Here is a 15,365-nt window from a genome sequence, read left to right as displayed (position 1 = left end):
GGCCAGTGCCGGGAGAGGTCGTCGAGGATCGCGTCGACGTTCACGAAACGACCCCTCCCACTTGTTGACCCGCTAGTAGATTAGCCCGGGTTCAGTGCAGCAGCAGCAAGACCTGCAGCTCGCCGACCAGGAACCCGATGACCGCGCCGACGGTGATCAGCTTCCACTCGTCCTGGCGGAACGCGGGCCGCAGCAGCCCCTCGTACTGCAGCGGGGTCAGCCCCTGGATCTGCCGCACGATGGTCGCCCGGATGTCGAGCGCGTCGGTCGCGTAGCCCTCGATGTGGCGCACGGTGTCCGGCACGTGCTCGATCGCGCCGCGCGCCGCGGCCGCCTTCATCTCCTGGTAGCGCCGCGACCCGACGGCCGCCACCACCAGCGGCTTGGCGAAGCTCGCCTGCTCGTCGATGGACCGGCGCACCTCGCGCTCGACCATCCGGTGCAGCCGCTGGGCGCCCGGCCCGGTCAGCACCGCCTCCAGCACGTTGGCCACGGTCAGGATCTCGCCCGCGATCAGCTCGCCGTAGTCGCGGGCCACCGCCAGCCGCCTGCGCTGGAACATCCCCTGCCAGCGCACCCCGAGGAACCGCCTGGGCAGCCGGGGGAAGAAGATCATCTTGAGCGCCAGCCAGTCGGTCAGCCAGCCGGTGAGCCCGCCGAACACCGGCATCACCCACGGGTTCTTCGTCACCGCCCAGGTCGCGAGCTGCACGAACCCGATGACCAGCCCGAACCAGATCCCCGACCGGGCGATGAACCGCATCTCCGGCGCCGCGGTGTCGCGGATCAACCGGTTGAGCACCGCCTTGTCGCGCACCAGCGCCCGCACCGCCATGGCCTTGACGTCCAGCAGCGCGTCGATGTCCTCGGCGGCCTCCCGCATCAACCGCTCGACGACCTTCGGCGCCTCCGCGCGGATCCGGCCCAGCACCCGCTCCTGCGCCTGCCTGGGCAACAGCTCCCAGAGGTTCGGCTGGTAGCGCGCCAACACCTCGCGCGCGATCTCGTCGACCGCCCGCTCGATCGGCTCCCGCAACTCCTCGGCGACCCGCTGGGGGTCCAGCCGCCCGAACACCTCGCGCGGCTCGATCAGGTTGGTGGTCATCAGCTCCATGGCCACCGAGGCCATCCGCCGCGCGTTGCGCGGGATCACCCCCTGCCACCCCAGCGGCCCGATCCCCACGAACTCCAGCGGCCGGAACATCATCTCGATCGCGGCCCGCTTGGTCACGTACCCGATCACCGCGGCCACCAGCGGCATCGACAGGTAGACCGGCCAGTGCTCCCGCAGGTCCGCCGCGATCCCAGCCCAGTCCACCCGGCTCACCCTCCAAACAGGACCACCGCAGTCTCGCACGGCACCGGCCCGGGTCCCCGGTCGTGCGCGAGATCTACCCGCTTTCTCCAGCAGATCGACAAAGGGACCCCGGCCCACCCGGGCAGGGGTCCCCGTCTTGGCGCGGCGTGCGCTAGTGGGTCGACGTTCTGGGTCGCGCCACTAGATCCGACCGGCCGCGCGGCGGCGGCGGGCGACCTCGGCCAGGACGACCCCGGCGGCGACCGAGGCGTTGAGCGACTCGACGCCAGCGGACATGGGGATGGAGACGGTGGCGTCGCAGGCCTCGCGGACCAGGCGGGTCAGGCCGCGGCCCTCGGAGCCGACCACGATGACCAGGGGGGAGGTGGCCAGGTCGAGGTTGTCGAACTCCATCGTGCCGTCGGCGTCCAGGCCGATGATCATCAGGCCCTGGTCGGCGAAGGCGCGCAGCTGGCGGGTCAGGTTGACCGCGACCGCGACCGGGAGCTTGGCCGCGGTACCGGCCGAGGTGCGCCAGGCGACCGCGGTCATGCCAGCGCTACGGCGCTGCGGCAGCAGGACCCCGTTGGCGCCGAACGCGGCGGCGGAGCGGACCACGGCGCCCAGGTTGCGCGGGTCGGTGACGCCGTCGAGGGCCACGATCAGCGGCGGCTCGCCGGTGCTCGCGGCGGCCTCCAGCAGCTCGTCCGGGTGCGCGTACTCGAACGGCGGCACCTGCAGCGCCAGCCCCTGGTGCATCGCGCCGGAGGTCAGCCGGTCGAGTTCCGGGCGGGAGACCTCCAGCACCGAGATGCCGCGGTCGGCGGCGAGGCGCACCGACTCGGCGACGCGGTCGTCGGCCTCGATGCCCAGCGCCACGTACAGACCGGTCGCTGGCGCGTTCGCGCGCAGCAGCTCGACGACCGGGTTGCGGCCCGCGACCAGCTCGTTGCTGCCCTTGTCCTGGGTCTTGGCCGAGCGCTTGGCCGTCGCGTTGGCGCGGCGGTTGGCGGCGTGCCCCGGCCGGTTCTCCGCCTTGGGGGTCGGGCCCTTGCCCTCCAGCCCCCTGCGCCGCTGACCGCCGGAGCCGACGACGGCGCCCTTCTTGGAGCCCGGTTTGCGCATCGCGCCCCGGCGCTGGGAATTGCCTGCCACGTCAGCTGTCCTTCACTGTCCACTGTGGACCGCCGGGGGTGTCCTCGACGGCGACGCCCGCGTGCAGCAGACGGTCTCGGATCGCGTCGCTGAGCGCGAAGTCGCGATCGGCGCGGGCCTGGGTCCGCTGCTCGAGCAGCCCGTCGACCAACGCGGTCAACGCCTGCAGCACCCCGCCCTCGCCCGGTGTGTCCTCGGCCCACAGCAGCGGGTCGAGCCCGAGCACCCCGGTCATCGCGCGCACCGACGACGCGGCGGCGCGCGCCGCGGTGTCGTCGCCGGAGTCCAGCGCGGAGTTGCCGTGCCGGACCTGGTTGTGCACCGCGGCCAGCGCGGCCGGGGTGGACAGGTCGTCGTCCATCGCGGCGGCGAACTCCGCGCTCACCGAGCCGGGGGCCACCACCCCGGTCCGCTGGACGACCTTGCGCACGAAGGCCTCGATCCGGCCGAACGCGCGCACCGACTCCTCGAGCGCGGCCTCGGAGTACTCGATGGTCGACCGGTAGTGCGGCCCGACCAGGTAGTACCGCAGTTCCTGGGCGCGCACCCGGTTCAGCATCTCCGGGATCGACACCACGTTGCCCAGCGACTTCGACATCTTCTCGCCGCTCATGGTGACCCACGCGTTGTGCATCCAGTACCGGGCGAACCCGTCACCGGCGGCCCGCGACTGGGCCTGCTCGTTCTCGTGGTGCGGGAACACCAGGTCGATCCCGCCGCCGTGGATGTCGAACTCGGCGCCGAGGTAGGTGCGGGCCATGGCCGAGCACTCCAGGTGCCAGCCGGGCCTGCCGTTGCCCCACGGGGTCGGCCAGGACGGCTCGCCCGGCTTCGCCGACTTCCACAACGTGAAGTCACGCGGGTCGACCTTGCACTGCGCGGCAGACTCGCCTTGCTGCACCTCGTCAAGCTTCGCGCCCGACAATTCGCCGTAGGCAGCGTAAGAGGAGACGGAGAAGTAGACGTCGCCACCGGAGGCGTAGGCGTGCCCGTCGTCGATGAGCCGCTGCATCAGCTCGATCATCTGCGTGACGTGACCAGTCGCGCGCGGCGACACAGACGGCGGAAGGCAGCCCAGAGCGTCGTAGGCAGAGTCAAAGGCCCGCTCGTGGGTCGCGGCCCACTCCCACCACGGCCTGCCCGCATCCGCGGCCTTCACCAGGATCTTGTCGTCGATGTCGGTGACGTTGCGCACCAAGCGCACGTCGAGGCCGCCATGGGCGAGCCAGCGGCGCACTACGTCGAAGTTGAGGCCGCTGCGCACGTGCCCGATGTGCGGGACGCCCTGCACCGTCGCACCGCAGACGTAGATCGAGGCGATCCCGGGGGTCAGTGGCGCGAACGGGCGCGAGGTGCGGCTCGCGCTGTCGTAGATGTGCAGGGACACGACTATCTCCTGGTGGGAGCACAGCGTTGGTTGGGGGAAATGGTACGGGTCACGCATCGCCCACCCGTGCCCGGTTTGGGTAGTGGCCGGTTGCTGCCGGTCACCGCACCCGCTCGCGTGGCTTCTTAGTCCGCGATCCCGTGCGTGCGCAACGCGCCGAGCAGCGCGTCCGGGCGATTCGCGGTCGCCTGCGGCTCCACCCGCTCGAATCGACAGCCGAGCGCCGCGGCCGCCCCATCGGCCTCCGCGCTGTCACCGATCATCAGCGCCTCGGCGGGCGCGACGCCGAGCCGCTCGCAGGCGATCTCGAAGATCTTGGCGTCCGGCTTCACCACGCCGACCGCGTACGACAGGACGTACGCGTCGACCAGGTCGGCCAGGCCCCGGTGCGCGAACGTGTCGCGGATGTCCCAGGCGATGTTGCTGACCACGGCCACCGGCAGGCCCTTCGCGCGCAGCAGGCGCAGGGCGGCCTCGGTGTCCGGGTAGGGGTGCCACGACGACGGCGCCAGCATCAGGTCGTACAGCTGTGCGGCGACCCCCTCGGCCAGGCCGAGGTCGGAGTGCGAGAGGGAGGCCTGGTAGGCGGCGCGGTGCACCTCGGGGTCGAGGTCACGGCGGTGCCAGGCGTCGTGCAGGTCCGCGGGCAGGTGCGCCGGGACACCGGTCGGCACGGTCATCAGGGCCAGCAGGTCCGCGTAGCGCCCCGCGGTGAGCGCGCTGCCGTCCCGCTGGTGCAGGCCGTCGACAGCCCCGGTCCCCGGTTCCAGGCGGAACAGGGTCCCGGAGAAGTCCAGCAGGACGCCGCGGATGCCCACGGCGTCCACGCTAGAGGTCGCTACGCGTGCCCGGTGATCCGCTCCGGTGTGATGCGCACCACGACCCGCACGGTGTCCGGGGTGTCCCCGGTGTAGGGCTGGCCGCTGTACTTCTCCGACAGCTCGTTGATCAGCTCGTGGCCGCCCTCGGTGGTCAGCGTGGCCACGCCGCGGAACTCGAGGTAGCTGTACGGGTTGTCCTTGTTGATCACCGTGACGCTCACCCTGGGGTCGCGCCGCAGGTTCTTCTCCTTCTGCCTGCCCGCCACCGTGGAGAGCAACAGGTCGTCCCCGTCGCGGCGCACCCACAGCACGGAGGTCTGCGGGCTGCCATCCGGGTTGAGCGTCGCCAAGGTGGCGAAATTGGGTCCGTCGAGGAGGGCCTGGGCGCCCTCGGACAGTGCTGGTGCCATGCCCAGAACGTACGGCCGACCGCCACTGCCTGCTCAACCGGTGAGAACCAGCAGGTGACACGGGTGCTTCGCAAGGGATTCAGGGATCCGCAGAGCCCTGCGCGTGCACCCCCGCTCAAAGCCCGCTTGTTGAGGCGCCACCGAGGGCCCTCACACAGGCAGCCGCCGGACGGAGCAGCCGCTGACTACTGCACCAGCAACAGCGCCGTGGCGACCGCCGCAATACCCTCGCCGCGCCCCGTCAACCCGAGCCCGTCCGTCGTCGTCCCGGACACCGAGACCGGCCCGCCCACCGCCGCCGACAGGACCTCCTGGGCCTCCGCCCGCCGCTTGCCGATCTTGGGCTGCGTCCCGATCACCTGGACCGCCGCGTTGCCCACCCGGAAACCGGCCGCCTCGACCCGGGTCCGCACCTCGCCGAGCAGCACCACCCCGTGCGCGCCCGCCCAGCGCGGGTCGCCGGTGCCGAACACCGCGCCCAGGTCGCCGAGGCCCGCGGCCGACAGCAGGGCGTCGCACAGCGCGTGCGCGGCGACGTCGCCGTCGGAGTCGCCGAGGCAGCCGGGGACGCCGGGCCAGTGCAGACCCGCGATCCAGCACTCGCGGTCTACGTCGATCGGGTGAACATCGGTGCCGATCCCGACTCTCACGGAGCCTCTCCCGCCGACAGGATGAATTCGGCAATCGCCAGGTCAAAGGGGGTTGTGATTTTCATCGCATAGTGGTGGCCGGGCACCGTGGCGACCGGCACGCCGATCTGCTCGACCAGCCCCGCGTCGTCCGTCGCCGAATCGCCCGCCTCGGCATAAGCCCTGGTCAGGGTGGCCGTGTCGAAGCCCTGGGGGGTCTGCACCACGCGCAGCGCGGCGCGGTCGGGGGTGGCGAGCACCGTACCCGCCGGATCAACCTGTTTGACGGTGTCGGCGACCGGCAGCACCGGCACGACAGCGGGTGCGCCAGCGGCCACGGCGGCCACGACCGACCGGATGACCGCTCCCGGGGTGAACGCGCGCGCCGCGTCGTGGACCAGCACCACGCGGGCGTCCGGGATGATCTCGACCACGTGCCGCAGCGCGCGCCGGACCGAGTCCGTGCGGTCCGCGCCGCCCGCCACGACGGCCGCGGTCAACCCGGCGGCCCGCAGCAGCTCAGCGGTGCCCTCGACCTCGGTGGGCGGGGCCGCAACCACAACATGCCGTACGCAGCCCGCGTCGAGCAGGCCGCGCACGGCATGGGTGAGCAGAGCGGTCCCCCGCACGGGGACCAGCGCCTTGGGTACCCCGAAGCCGAGGCGTTCGCCTCGGCCAGCCGCAGGCACGATCGCCACGGCGTTGACCTGCTCGGGGGTGGTCGTGCGCTCCGGTTGGGGTGTCATGCACGTCTCAGTCGGGCCGTTCCGCCGTGGCCCGGTCGGGACGTGCGGGTGTGCCTGGGAGGTTAGACGGTCGCGGTGGCCAGGACCTCGTCGAGCAGGACCTCGGCCTTGTCCTCGTCGGTGCCCTCGGCCAGCGCCAATTCGCTGACCAGTATCTGCCGCGCCTTGGCCAACATCCGCTTCTCACCGGCGGACAGGCCACGGTCCTTCTCCCGCCGCCAGAGGTCCCGCACCACTTCGGCAACCTTGTTCACATCGCCCGAGGCGAGCTTCTCCAGGTTGGCCTTGTACCGACGCGACCAGTTGGTCGGCTCCTCGGTGTGCGGAGCGCGCAGCACGTCGAACACGCGGTTGAGGCCCTCTTGACCCACGACGTCCCGCACGCCGACGATCTCGGCGTTGTCTGCGGGGACGCGGACGGTGAGGTCACCCTGCGCGACCTTGAGGACGAGGTACTTCTTCTCCTCGCCCTTGATCACGCGGGTCTCGATCGCTTCGATGAGTGCGGCACCGTGGTGCGGGTAGACGACGGTCTCTCCGACCTTGAAAACCATGTGTCCTCTGCCCCTTTCGCTACGCCAAGCTTAACACGAGTCGCACCGCCCAGGAGATGAGCGTGTGAACGTCTGTGCAGGTCAAGGGCCACATCAGGGAACAGTCGGGGGTTGACAAGTGCTCCGGGCGCGTACTCAGCCGCCCATTGGCGCGGGTCAGCGGGGAAGTGGATCTCGCAATTGGCCCACCGGCGCGGTGGCGGGGGGCGGCCACGTGATCGTGGTGACATCCGAAGGGTGATTGTGCGCCCACGCGCGGGCCCGTTGGCCCGTCCCGGCTAGGCTCCTGAGCCGGTAGGTGAAAGTCCGCTAGCGACGCAGGAGCCCCCGTGAGCCGTGCACAGCAGAACTCGACCGGCAGGCTGCGCCTCGCCCCGGCCGTGTTGGGCCTCGGTATCGCCGCCGTCCTGGCGACCGCCGCGTGCAGCTCCGGCCAGATCACCCAGACCGACTCGCAGCTGCCCGCGGTCAACGGCGCGCTCGCCCAGACCGGCCAGGTCGCGCTGCGCGACGCCGTCCTCGCGTACCCCGAGGCGGGCCACTACGCCAAGGGCGCCGACGCCCCGCTCTCGCTGTCGATCGTCAACATCGGTGGCACCGCGGACAAGCTCGTCGAGGTCACCAGCCCGCTGGCCGCCGAGGTCGAGCTCGTTGGCGACACCGCGCTGCCCGGCGGCGTGGCCCTCGTCGTCGGCAAGGCAGGCGAAGAGACTGACGGCAAGTCCAGCGCGCCTACGACGCCGACGCCGACCACTACGACCACGGTCGCGCCGACCTCGGCCACGTCCGCGGGCAAGCCCACCTCCGGCGCCCCCAGCACGACCTCCAGCTCGGTCGCCGCCACCTCGGTGACGCCCACCACGACCACCACCAAGGTGCAGCTGGGCAAGCTGGAGATCGTCCTCAAGGGACTCGCCGACAAGGTCTACCCGGGCAAGAACGTGCCGGTGACCTTCGTGTTCGAGAAGGCCGGTCCGGTCACCGTCAACATCCCGGTCGCCGCCCCTAACGGGCCGCGCGAGGAGCACGCCGCGGGCGAGCACTGATCTCGTCGGGTTCCGGTCTTGTCGGTGCCGCGCGCTAGCGTGCGCTGAGTGGTGACCAAGTCCAGCTACCGCTGTGCCGAGTGCGGGCACGCCGTGGCCAAGTGGTTCGGCCGGTGCCCGGAGTGCCAGACCTGGGGCAGCCTGGAAGAGGTCGGCGCGCCCCGGAGCAAGGTCGCGGCCGGTGCGCCCAGCGCGCCCGCCCGCCCGATCGCCGAGGTCGACATCGAGGCCGCCAAGGCCCGCCAGACCGGTGTGCCCGAGCTCGACCGGGTGCTGGGCGGCGGTTTGGTGCCCGGCGCGGTCGTCCTCCTGGCAGGCGAACCGGGCGTCGGGAAGTCCACCCTGCTCCTCGAAGTCGCCTACCGCTGGGCCGCCCGCGACGGCGAGTACGGGCCGACGCTCTACGTGACCGGCGAGGAGTCCGCCGGGCAGGTGCGACTGCGGGCCGAGCGCACCGGCAACGTGCACCAGGCGATGTTCCTGGCCGCTGAGAGCGACATCGCCGCGGTGCTGGGGCACGTGGACGCTGTCCGGCCCGGGCTGCTGGTGGTGGACTCGGTCCAGACGATGTCGTCGCCCGCGGTGGACAGCGCGCCGGGTGGCGTGACCCAGGTGCGTGCGGTCACGGCGGCGTTGGTGGCGCTGGCGAAGGAACGCGGGCTGCCGGTGCTGCTGGTGGGGCACGTGACCAAGGAGGGGTCGATCGCGGGGCCGCGGGTCCTGGAGCACTTGGTCGACGTGGTGCTGCACTTCGAGGGGGACCGGCACTCGGCGCTGCGGTTGCTGCGGGGGGTGAAGAACCGGTTCGGCCCCGCGGACGAGGTCGGCTGCTTCGAGTTGGTCGAAGGCGGCATCATCGGCGTCCCGGACCCGTCCGGGCTCTTCCTCAACCGGCGGGACACCGGGGTGGCGGGCACCGCGGTGACGGTGGCGGTGGAGGGCAAGCGACCGCTGCTGGGTGAGGTGCAGTCGCTGGTCGCCAAGTCCCACTTGGGAACCCCGCGCCGGGCAGTGTCCGGTTTGGACTCGGCCCGAGTCGCGATGGTCCTGGCCGTCCTGGAACGCCGAGGCGGGATCCGCCTGGGCGACGCGGACGTGTTCACCGCGACGGTGGGCGGGATGAAGATCGCCGAGCCCGCTGCCGACTTGGCTATCGCGTTGTCGGTGGCGACGGCTGCGCGGGATGTGGCGCTGCCGCACGACTTGGTGGTGCTGGGGGAGGTCGGCCTCGCCGGTGAGGTGCGCCGGGTGTCCGGGGTCCGGGCCCGGCTGACCGAGGCCGCGCGGCTGGGCTTCACGAAGGCGTTGATACCGCCCGATTCGGGCGAGCTGCCAGAGGGCATCGAAGCCCGCGTCGTCGGCGACCTGGCTTCGGCGATGAACAACCTGCAGGTCCTGCGCGGCTAGGTCCGCTTCGGTCAAGAGCGTGGTGCGCCGACCTCAAGATCGAATGCGCTGAGCAGCCCCCGAATCCAGTCTATCGAGGGTGGCGGGTGGAATGGGCGGCTCACTGTCGGCCTGTGGATGGCGCGCGCGGTTGTGGATGACGCACCGGTCGTTGGGTTGAGTGTGCTGGCTAGCCGGGGAGTCTGGTCCGCTGAGGTAGCTGGTTCGCGGCCTGTGGATGGCGCACCTGAAGCCGCGGCGGCGCTCGAGCCTGGTCTACCGAGGTGGCTGGTCGGCGGGGTGCGCTGTTCTTCAAGATCGAGTGCGCTGAGCAGCCCCCGAATCCAGTCTACCGGGAGTGGCGGCCGGAATGGGTGCTTGAGCGGTGGCTTGTGGATGGTGTGCGCGGTTGTGGATGGCGTGCTGGCCGTTCAAGATCAAGGCGCGATTGGCAGCCCCCGAATCCAGCCTACTGGGATCTGTGGCCGCGATGCGGGCCAACCGAGCGCCGGTGGACAAGCCCGGGGGTTGTGGATGAGGCAAGGGATGGGCCACAAGAAGGTCTGTCCACAACGGCCCGGACCATCCACATGCGACGGGTTCAGCCTTCTGTCATGCGGCAGCCGCTCGGTAGGCTGGATTCGGGGGCTGCTCGGTGCGCTCGATCTTGAAGAACCGTGGGCTAGTCCTCGGCGCGGTCGCGGAGGTAGCGGGTGTGGTCGGACTGGCGGCGGAGGTCTTCGGCGAAGAAGTGGGCGGCGACTTTCTCGGCGTCGGCTTCGAGGAGTTCCAGTTGGGCCAGGAGTTCGCTGGCCGCGGAGCGTTTGGCGACGCTGATCCACCAGGGGAGGTTCAGGTACGTCTCCACGGCAAGGGGCACGTCCACGCGCACCAGCCGGGTCACGCCGTGGGAGGTTTCTGGGTCGGCGGCTAGGGCGTCGGGGCGGGCGAGGACGGCGGCCAGGGCTCGGTCCACCCGGGCCAACCGGTCCAGGGCGCCGTCGGGCATGCGTTTGGACTCGGCGCGGACCTTGGTCATCAGGGCGTCCAGGTCATCGCGCAGTTGGGTCGCTGCCTGGGTCGGGTCGACGGCGAGGTGGATGCGTTCGGGTGGGGCTGCCAGGGCGCCCACCAGGTACAGCCCGGCGATCACGGGCAGCCAGAAGGCGCCCGCGAAGCCGATCAGGTGCAGGCCGACGCCGCCGAGGCCCGCGACGCAGCCGACGAGGTTCTTGGTCGATCCCAGGTAGCGGACGACCCGGTCACTGGTAGCCACGGATCTCCCGGAACACGTGCTGCAGGTCCGTGTCCCGCGCGTCGAACACCTTCCCACCGGTGCGGCGCGCCACGTTCTCCATCTCGCCCTTGTTGCCCTCGCCGAACAGGACCGTGAACACCGGCACGCCCTTGAGCCGCTCGTCGCGGTTCGCCTGCGCCCGTTCGAAATCCGCGTAGTCCTGGCCGCTGTTGTTCTCCCCGTCGGTCATCAGCACGATCGAGGTGAACCTGCCGTCGTCCGGTTGGGCCTGCAGCAGTTGGTACGCGCGATCCAGGCTCGTGTAGATCGCCGTGCCGCCGCTGGAGTCCAAGCCCTCCGCGGCCGACTTGATCCGGTCGAGCTCGCCCTGCGGGTTCGACTCCGGCACCGAGAACGAGATCGGCTGCTGCGGCTGGTCGCTGAACGGGATGAAGGTGACCTCCTCGCGCCCGTGGAACCGCCGGTACCGGCCGACCAGGTCGTTGTTCGCGCCGGTGAGCCCCACCAGCGCGCCGCGCAGCGACGTGATCCGCTCGCCGTCCATCGAGCCGGACACGTCGAGCACGTACACGGTGCGCGACGGGCGGCGGATCTCGTCGAAGTAGGCCATCAGCAGCGCGTCGAAGGCCTGCTCGGTGGCCGGGAACGGCAGTTCGACCAGGGTCTGCGCGGTGAAGTCCTTGGTCAGCTCCACCGTGGGTACCGCGGGCCTGCGGTGCGTGCGGGACATGATCTCCCGCTGCGCGTCCGGCTCCCGCAGGTAGTCGGTGAGCTTGCGGTGGTCGGCCCGGACGTGCTCCGGGGCGTCCTTGAGCGCGGTCAACGGGTAGTCGGCGGTGACGACGCCGTCGCTGGGGTACACCAGGGTCAGCGGTTCGGGGAGCTTGCCGCCCGCGTTGAGCGAGAGCAGCACCGATTCGTAGTTGATCAGGCCGTCGACTTCCGCGCCAGGGTCCTCGCCGGTGGCGCGCCGCTGGTAGGCCTCCGACAGCCAGCCGGAGGAGCCCGCGCGCATGGTCTGGGCGGCGAAGAAGCCCTTCAGCCGCGGGGTGACCGCGCTGATCTCGGTCGCGCTGATCGCCGACCCGGTGCCCGCCAGCGCCGAGGCGACGCCGACCAGCGCGGAGAACCCGGAGTTCGACGCGGACGGGTCGGTCATGCCGTAGCTGAACTTCTTGTCCGCCGCGGCTTGCGCGATGTCGGTCCAGGTGACCGGCTTGTCCGCCCAGCCCAGTTCGGTCGCCTTCGCCCGGGAGAGGCCGAGCACGACCGGTGAGGTCGCGATCTTCGTCTGGGTGCCGAGCCTGCGCGCCGCCTCGGGCAGCGCCTGCGGGTAGCGGTTGGACGAGAACCAGACCGCGTCGAAGCGGCCGTCGGCCTTCCCGCTGGCCAGGATCTCCGCGCCCTCGATGGTGCCGGTGAAGGTGAACTCGACCTGGACGCCGGTCGCCTGCGCTGCCTGGTCCAGCACCGGTTTCAGGTCAGCCAACTCGCTGCCCGCAAGGACCCGCAACCGGCCGGGCTCGGCCGGGTTGACCGGTGGCTGCTCCCCGTCCGACGAGCACCCCGCCACCAGGGCGGCGACGGCTAAAGCGGTCGCGATGGCGCGCTTCATGGTTGTCCCCCGGTCTCGCTGTCGTGTGAGCGGCGCAAGTGCTCAGTGGTGCGGCGCAGTTCCCCGGTGAGCGAGGCGACCGTGGTGGCCATGTTCACCGTCGCGCCCGCCCGGAACTGGTCCACCGCGTCGATGGCGCGCAGGATCTGGTCGAACGACTCGCGGATGGTCGCCACGCCGACCGCCGGATCCCCGGCCGCCTGCTGGATCTGGGTCGTGTGCTGCTCGAGCAGCGTGCTGTTGACCCGCATCAGCTCGTCGGTGGTGCCGCGCAACGCGTCGATCTCGTCCAGCACCGCGCGCTGGTTGGCCAGACCGCCGCTGACCACCAGCGCGATCCGCAACGCCGCCACGGTGGTCGTGCAGGCGCGCTCCACGCCGCGGATCAGCTCGTCGTTGTTGCGCCGCAACAGGTCCAGCGCGAGATGCCCCTGGGCGCTGACCGCGAGCTGGGTGAGGATGTCCTGGTGCCGTTGCCGCACCGGCAGCAGCACGTCGGCGCGCAACGAGGTGGCCGCGGTCGGGTCGGCGAGGTCGAAGATCCCGGCCTGCCGGTCGATCGCGGCGTCCAGCGCCTCGGCGAAGGCGGCCGACTCGGCCAACCGGGCCATGTTCTCCCACAGCCGTGCCCGCTCGCCCTTGATCGCGGCGTTGTCCCGGCGCAGCTGGTCCTGGCGGGTGCGCAGGTCGACGATGAGCTGGTTGATCGGCGCGTGCGCGGCCTGGTACCGGTCGAGCAGCCGCTTCCCGCTGTTGCCCAACGGGATCACGCCGAACAGCTTGCGCTGAAGCGGCACGCCACCCGGGTCCAGCTCGGTGACCGTGCGGCGCAACTCGACCAGGCTCGTGGTGATCCGTTGCTGGGAGCCGCCCTGCGCGGTCGCCAGCGTGCCGACCGACCGGTCCAGCAGCGCGGTGGCGATACCGGCGGCGACGCGCATGTCGGCCTCGCCGAGCGCGAGCAGGTCGTCGACCTTGTCGGTGAAGCCGGGGGAGCGCGGGTCGAGCGCGGTCAGCTCCGCGGTGAACCGCTCGGCCTTCGCGACGGCCGCCACCCGGGTCGCGTCGTCGACCGGGATGAGCCCGGCTGCCCGGTCGAGCGGGACCGGGGCGACCGGATCGGGCGGGGTCAACGCGAGTCCGCTCACCGGTAGTGCCTCGCGATCTCGGTGAGCAGCCGCTCCAGCGTCTCGTAGCTGGGCACGTCGGCCTGGGCGAGCAGGTCGGCCGGGGCGTTGAGCTTCTTGCCCGCGACCACGTCCAGGAACGTCTTGGGGTCGTCGGTGCGGAAGCCGAACTCGGCCGCGAGCCGCTTGAGGCCCGGGTCGGTGGTCAGCAGCTCGCCGACCCGGTCGCCGTTGCCCTTGAGCGGCACCAGGGTGTGCTCGGAGAGCAGGGTCGGCTGCGGGTACAGCAGCCGCATGTCCGGTCGGATCGAGCCGTCGCCGCGCAGTTGCCGGTCCAGGAACTGCGACTCGTAGATGAACACCAGCGGCGCCTTGCCCATGCCCGCGGCCAGGTAGTCCTCGAACGGGCCCTCGCTGCTGTTCTGCGTGTAACCCTGGTCGATGAACAACTTCGCCGCCGTGGGCAGCACCTTCGCCTCGGCGTCCGGGGTGCTGACGACGGCGTTGCCGTTGAGCACGTACGACGTCAGCGCCAGGTACATGGCCGCGGAGTTGGAGTCGCGCGGGTCCGTGGTCGTGATCAGCACGTTCTTGCGCACCGGGTAGGCGGTGTTGCCGGGCAACTGGTCCCAGCGGGTGCCGGTGGCGGTCAGCTCCAGGTACTTGGCCACGTCGAGCACCTGGTACTCGCCGAGGCCCTTGTGCACCGCGCCCTGGGCGGTCAGCAGGTCGGCGATCGGCGCGAACGTCGCCACCGCCATCGGCGACCGGAACGGCGTGTACGACTTGGTGACCTTCTTGTCGACCGCGATCCGCTGGGCGGCCGGGCGCGACGACGGGAACGCGAAGTCGTACGGGCCGAGGTCCACCGCGGTCGCGATCTGCCGCGAGCCCGCGGCGTCGAACTCGACCCGCAGACCGTGCTTGCCGAACGCCTCGCCGACCCGCGGGTCGGCGAAGAACGCCGCCTTCTCCGAACCGCCGACGCCCCGCACCACCTGGGCCTGGTCTGCCGGGGTGCCCTCGTCACCGCCCGAGCCGAAGACGATCGCCGCCACGACCGCCGCGAGCAACACCACAGCCAGACCGATGCTGATCCGACGTTTCATGCGCCCCCTCCTCGCTGGGCCGATCATCCCCGGCCCACAACCCCTACGACGGGGGATTGCGCGGACGGGACATGAACCCAGCGTGAATGTCAGGCGACTTATAAGCCCTGGTGCAGGTCGCGCAACCGCTTGGCCAGCGCGGGTTTGCTCGCCGGGGCGATGAGCACCCGGTTGCCGGGCAGGGTGAGGTTGAGCCAGCGACCCCCGCTGGTGTCGGCGTAGCGCACCGGCTGCGGCACCGCGGTCCGCCGGTTGTGGTTGTCGCGCACGGCCACGTACAGCTGCCCGCCGCCGGTCGTCGGCAAGCTCGCGATCCGTTGCGCCAACGCGAGTTCCGGGGCTGCCCTGGACGTCGTCGTGTACTGGCGGGTCGAGGGCTCGGCCGGGGTGACGGTGATCGCCTGGCCGCGCCCGGGCGCGGCGTCCGGCACCTGGGCGACGAGCGCGTCCGGCAGGCGGTCGGGGTCGATTTGTCGCAAGTGGAGGGTCTCGCCCACCCGCACGGCCAGCACGGCGTCCCGCCCGGCCGCGGCGGCCAGGGCGGCGATCGTGCGGTCACCGCTGGTGATCCACCCGTAGAACTCGGTGCGCGGGCGGCACAGCAGCGCCAGGGTCGCCCGCAGGTCGGGGTCGACCCGCCCCCGGCTGTCCACTTCGCCCAGTTCGGCGAGCGCGCGCAGCGCAGCGGCGTCCTGCGCCCGCTCCTCGTCCCTGGGCAGCCACACCGGGGTGGGCGCCAGGGTCACGTGCAGTTCGCCGAGTTCCTCGACCCGGGCGATGCGCTGCACCGCGTGCACGGACAACTCCAGCGGTCTGTCCAGCAAC

At 71.4% G+C, this 15,365-nt stretch carries 15 protein-coding genes; 2 read left to right on the top strand and 13 right to left on the bottom strand.

Annotated elements, in window-relative coordinates; translation table 11 throughout:
* Positions 1–91 precede the first annotated feature (91 nt).
* The 8 genes from LV75_RS22130 to LV75_RS22095 form a co-directional block, all read right to left on the bottom strand.
* The gene (locus tag LV75_RS22130; protein ID WP_301319620.1) at positions 92–1,261 is read right to left on the bottom strand and encodes a DUF445 domain-containing protein; all 1,170 of its coding nucleotides are present in this window, start codon (positions 1,259–1,261) and stop codon (positions 92–94) included.
* Positions 1,262–1,498: 237 nt separating this feature from the next.
* Positions 1,499–2,452 (bottom strand): 23S rRNA (guanosine(2251)-2'-O)-methyltransferase RlmB, encoded by a 954-nt coding sequence (gene rlmB / locus LV75_RS22125; protein ID WP_253888897.1) that lies wholly within the window; start codon positions 2,450–2,452, stop codon positions 1,499–1,501.
* A 1-nt stretch (position 2,453) separates the two neighbouring features.
* Positions 2,454–3,839, bottom strand: coding sequence for a cysteine--tRNA ligase (gene cysS / locus LV75_RS22120; RefSeq protein ID WP_253888896.1), 1,386 nt, complete (start codon positions 3,837–3,839; stop codon positions 2,454–2,456).
* Positions 3,840–3,964: 125 nt separating this feature from the next.
* Positions 3,965–4,657, bottom strand: coding sequence for an HAD family hydrolase (locus LV75_RS22115; RefSeq protein WP_253888895.1), 693 nt, complete (start codon positions 4,655–4,657; stop codon positions 3,965–3,967).
* A gap of 20 nt (positions 4,658–4,677) precedes the next feature.
* On the bottom strand, positions 4,678–5,070 hold the full coding sequence (locus LV75_RS22110) for a PPOX class F420-dependent oxidoreductase (protein WP_253888894.1): 393 nt from the start codon (positions 5,068–5,070) through the stop codon (positions 4,678–4,680).
* Positions 5,071–5,255: 185 nt separating this feature from the next.
* Complete coding sequence (gene ispF, locus LV75_RS22105) at positions 5,256–5,720, bottom strand: 2-C-methyl-D-erythritol 2,4-cyclodiphosphate synthase (RefSeq protein ID WP_253888893.1); 465 nt, start codon at positions 5,718–5,720, stop codon at positions 5,256–5,258.
* Positions 5,717–6,445 (bottom strand): 2-C-methyl-D-erythritol 4-phosphate cytidylyltransferase, encoded by a 729-nt coding sequence (gene ispD, locus LV75_RS22100; RefSeq protein ID WP_253888892.1) that lies wholly within the window; start codon positions 6,443–6,445, stop codon positions 5,717–5,719. The genes ispF and ispD overlap by 4 nt, the downstream gene beginning before the upstream one ends.
* 62 nt (positions 6,446–6,507) lie before the next feature.
* Positions 6,508–6,999: a CarD family transcriptional regulator gene (locus LV75_RS22095; RefSeq protein ID WP_018682461.1), complete on the bottom strand. Its 492-nt coding sequence runs from the start codon at positions 6,997–6,999 to the stop codon at positions 6,508–6,510.
* Positions 7,000–7,328: 329 nt separating this feature from the next.
* Between LV75_RS22095 and LV75_RS22090 the strand changes: the two genes are divergently transcribed.
* Both LV75_RS22090 and radA read left to right on the top strand, forming a co-directional pair.
* The gene (locus tag LV75_RS22090) at positions 7,329–8,045 is read left to right on the top strand and encodes a copper chaperone PCu(A)C domain-containing protein (protein ID WP_253888891.1); all 717 of its coding nucleotides are present in this window, start codon (positions 7,329–7,331) and stop codon (positions 8,043–8,045) included.
* A gap of 48 nt (positions 8,046–8,093) precedes the next feature.
* Positions 8,094–9,452 carry a DNA repair protein RadA gene (gene radA, locus LV75_RS22085; protein WP_253888890.1) on the top strand — a complete coding sequence of 453 codons (1,359 nt, stop codon included), beginning with the start codon at positions 8,094–8,096 and terminating at the stop codon, positions 9,450–9,452.
* A gap of 661 nt (positions 9,453–10,113) precedes the next feature.
* Here radA and LV75_RS22080 read toward each other — a convergent pair.
* The 5 genes from LV75_RS22080 to LV75_RS22060 all read right to left on the bottom strand — a co-directional run bounded on the left by LV75_RS22080 (position 10,114) and on the right by LV75_RS22060 (position 15,364).
* Positions 10,114–10,707 (bottom strand): hypothetical protein, encoded by a 594-nt coding sequence (locus tag LV75_RS22080; RefSeq protein WP_253888889.1) that lies wholly within the window; start codon positions 10,705–10,707, stop codon positions 10,114–10,116.
* Positions 10,694–12,304, bottom strand: a complete 1,611-nt coding sequence (locus LV75_RS22075) for a VWA domain-containing protein (protein ID WP_253888888.1) — start codon at positions 12,302–12,304, stop codon at positions 10,694–10,696. Before LV75_RS22075 ends, LV75_RS22080 begins: the two co-directional genes overlap by 14 nt.
* The gene (locus LV75_RS22070) at positions 12,301–13,452 is read right to left on the bottom strand and encodes a toxic anion resistance protein (protein WP_253888887.1); all 1,152 of its coding nucleotides are present in this window, start codon (positions 13,450–13,452) and stop codon (positions 12,301–12,303) included. The genes LV75_RS22075 and LV75_RS22070 overlap by 4 nt, the downstream gene beginning before the upstream one ends.
* Positions 13,449–14,540, bottom strand: a complete 1,092-nt coding sequence (locus tag LV75_RS22065; RefSeq protein WP_253888886.1) for a hypothetical protein — start codon at positions 14,538–14,540, stop codon at positions 13,449–13,451. The genes LV75_RS22070 and LV75_RS22065 overlap by 4 nt, the downstream gene beginning before the upstream one ends.
* A 98-nt stretch (positions 14,541–14,638) precedes the next feature.
* Positions 14,639–15,364: an ESX secretion-associated protein EspG gene (locus LV75_RS22060; protein WP_253888885.1), complete on the bottom strand. Its 726-nt coding sequence runs from the start codon at positions 15,362–15,364 to the stop codon at positions 14,639–14,641.
* Position 15,365: the final 1 nt, after the last annotated feature.

This window comes from Actinokineospora diospyrosa (genome assembly GCF_024171925.1).
GTDB lineage: Bacteria > Actinomycetota > Actinomycetes > Mycobacteriales > Pseudonocardiaceae > Actinokineospora > Actinokineospora diospyrosa.
The sequence above is the reverse complement of the archived record's forward strand: the minus strand, read 5'-3'. Positions and strand labels throughout refer to the sequence as shown.

What these genes read in the sequence shown, in the direction of transcription:
- LV75_RS22130 (WP_301319620.1), bottom strand. Translation starts at nt 1,261, where the DNA reads ATGCCGCTGGTGGCCGCGGTGATCGGGTACGTGACCAAGCGGGCCGCG.
- LV75_RS22110 (WP_253888894.1), bottom strand. Translation starts at nt 5,070, where the DNA reads ATGGCACCAGCACTGTCCGAGGGCGCCCAGGCCCTCCTCGACGGACCC.
- ispD (WP_253888892.1), bottom strand. Translation starts at nt 6,445, where the DNA reads ATGACACCCCAACCGGAGCGCACGACCACCCCCGAGCAGGTCAACGCC.
- LV75_RS22095 (WP_018682461.1), bottom strand. Translation starts at nt 6,999, where the DNA reads ATGGTTTTCAAGGTCGGAGAGACCGTCGTCTACCCGCACCACGGTGCC.
- LV75_RS22075 (WP_253888888.1), bottom strand. Translation starts at nt 12,304, where the DNA reads ATGAAGCGCGCCATCGCGACCGCTTTAGCCGTCGCCGCCCTGGTGGCG.
- LV75_RS22065 (WP_253888886.1), bottom strand. Translation starts at nt 14,540, where the DNA reads ATGAAACGTCGGATCAGCATCGGTCTGGCTGTGGTGTTGCTCGCGGCG.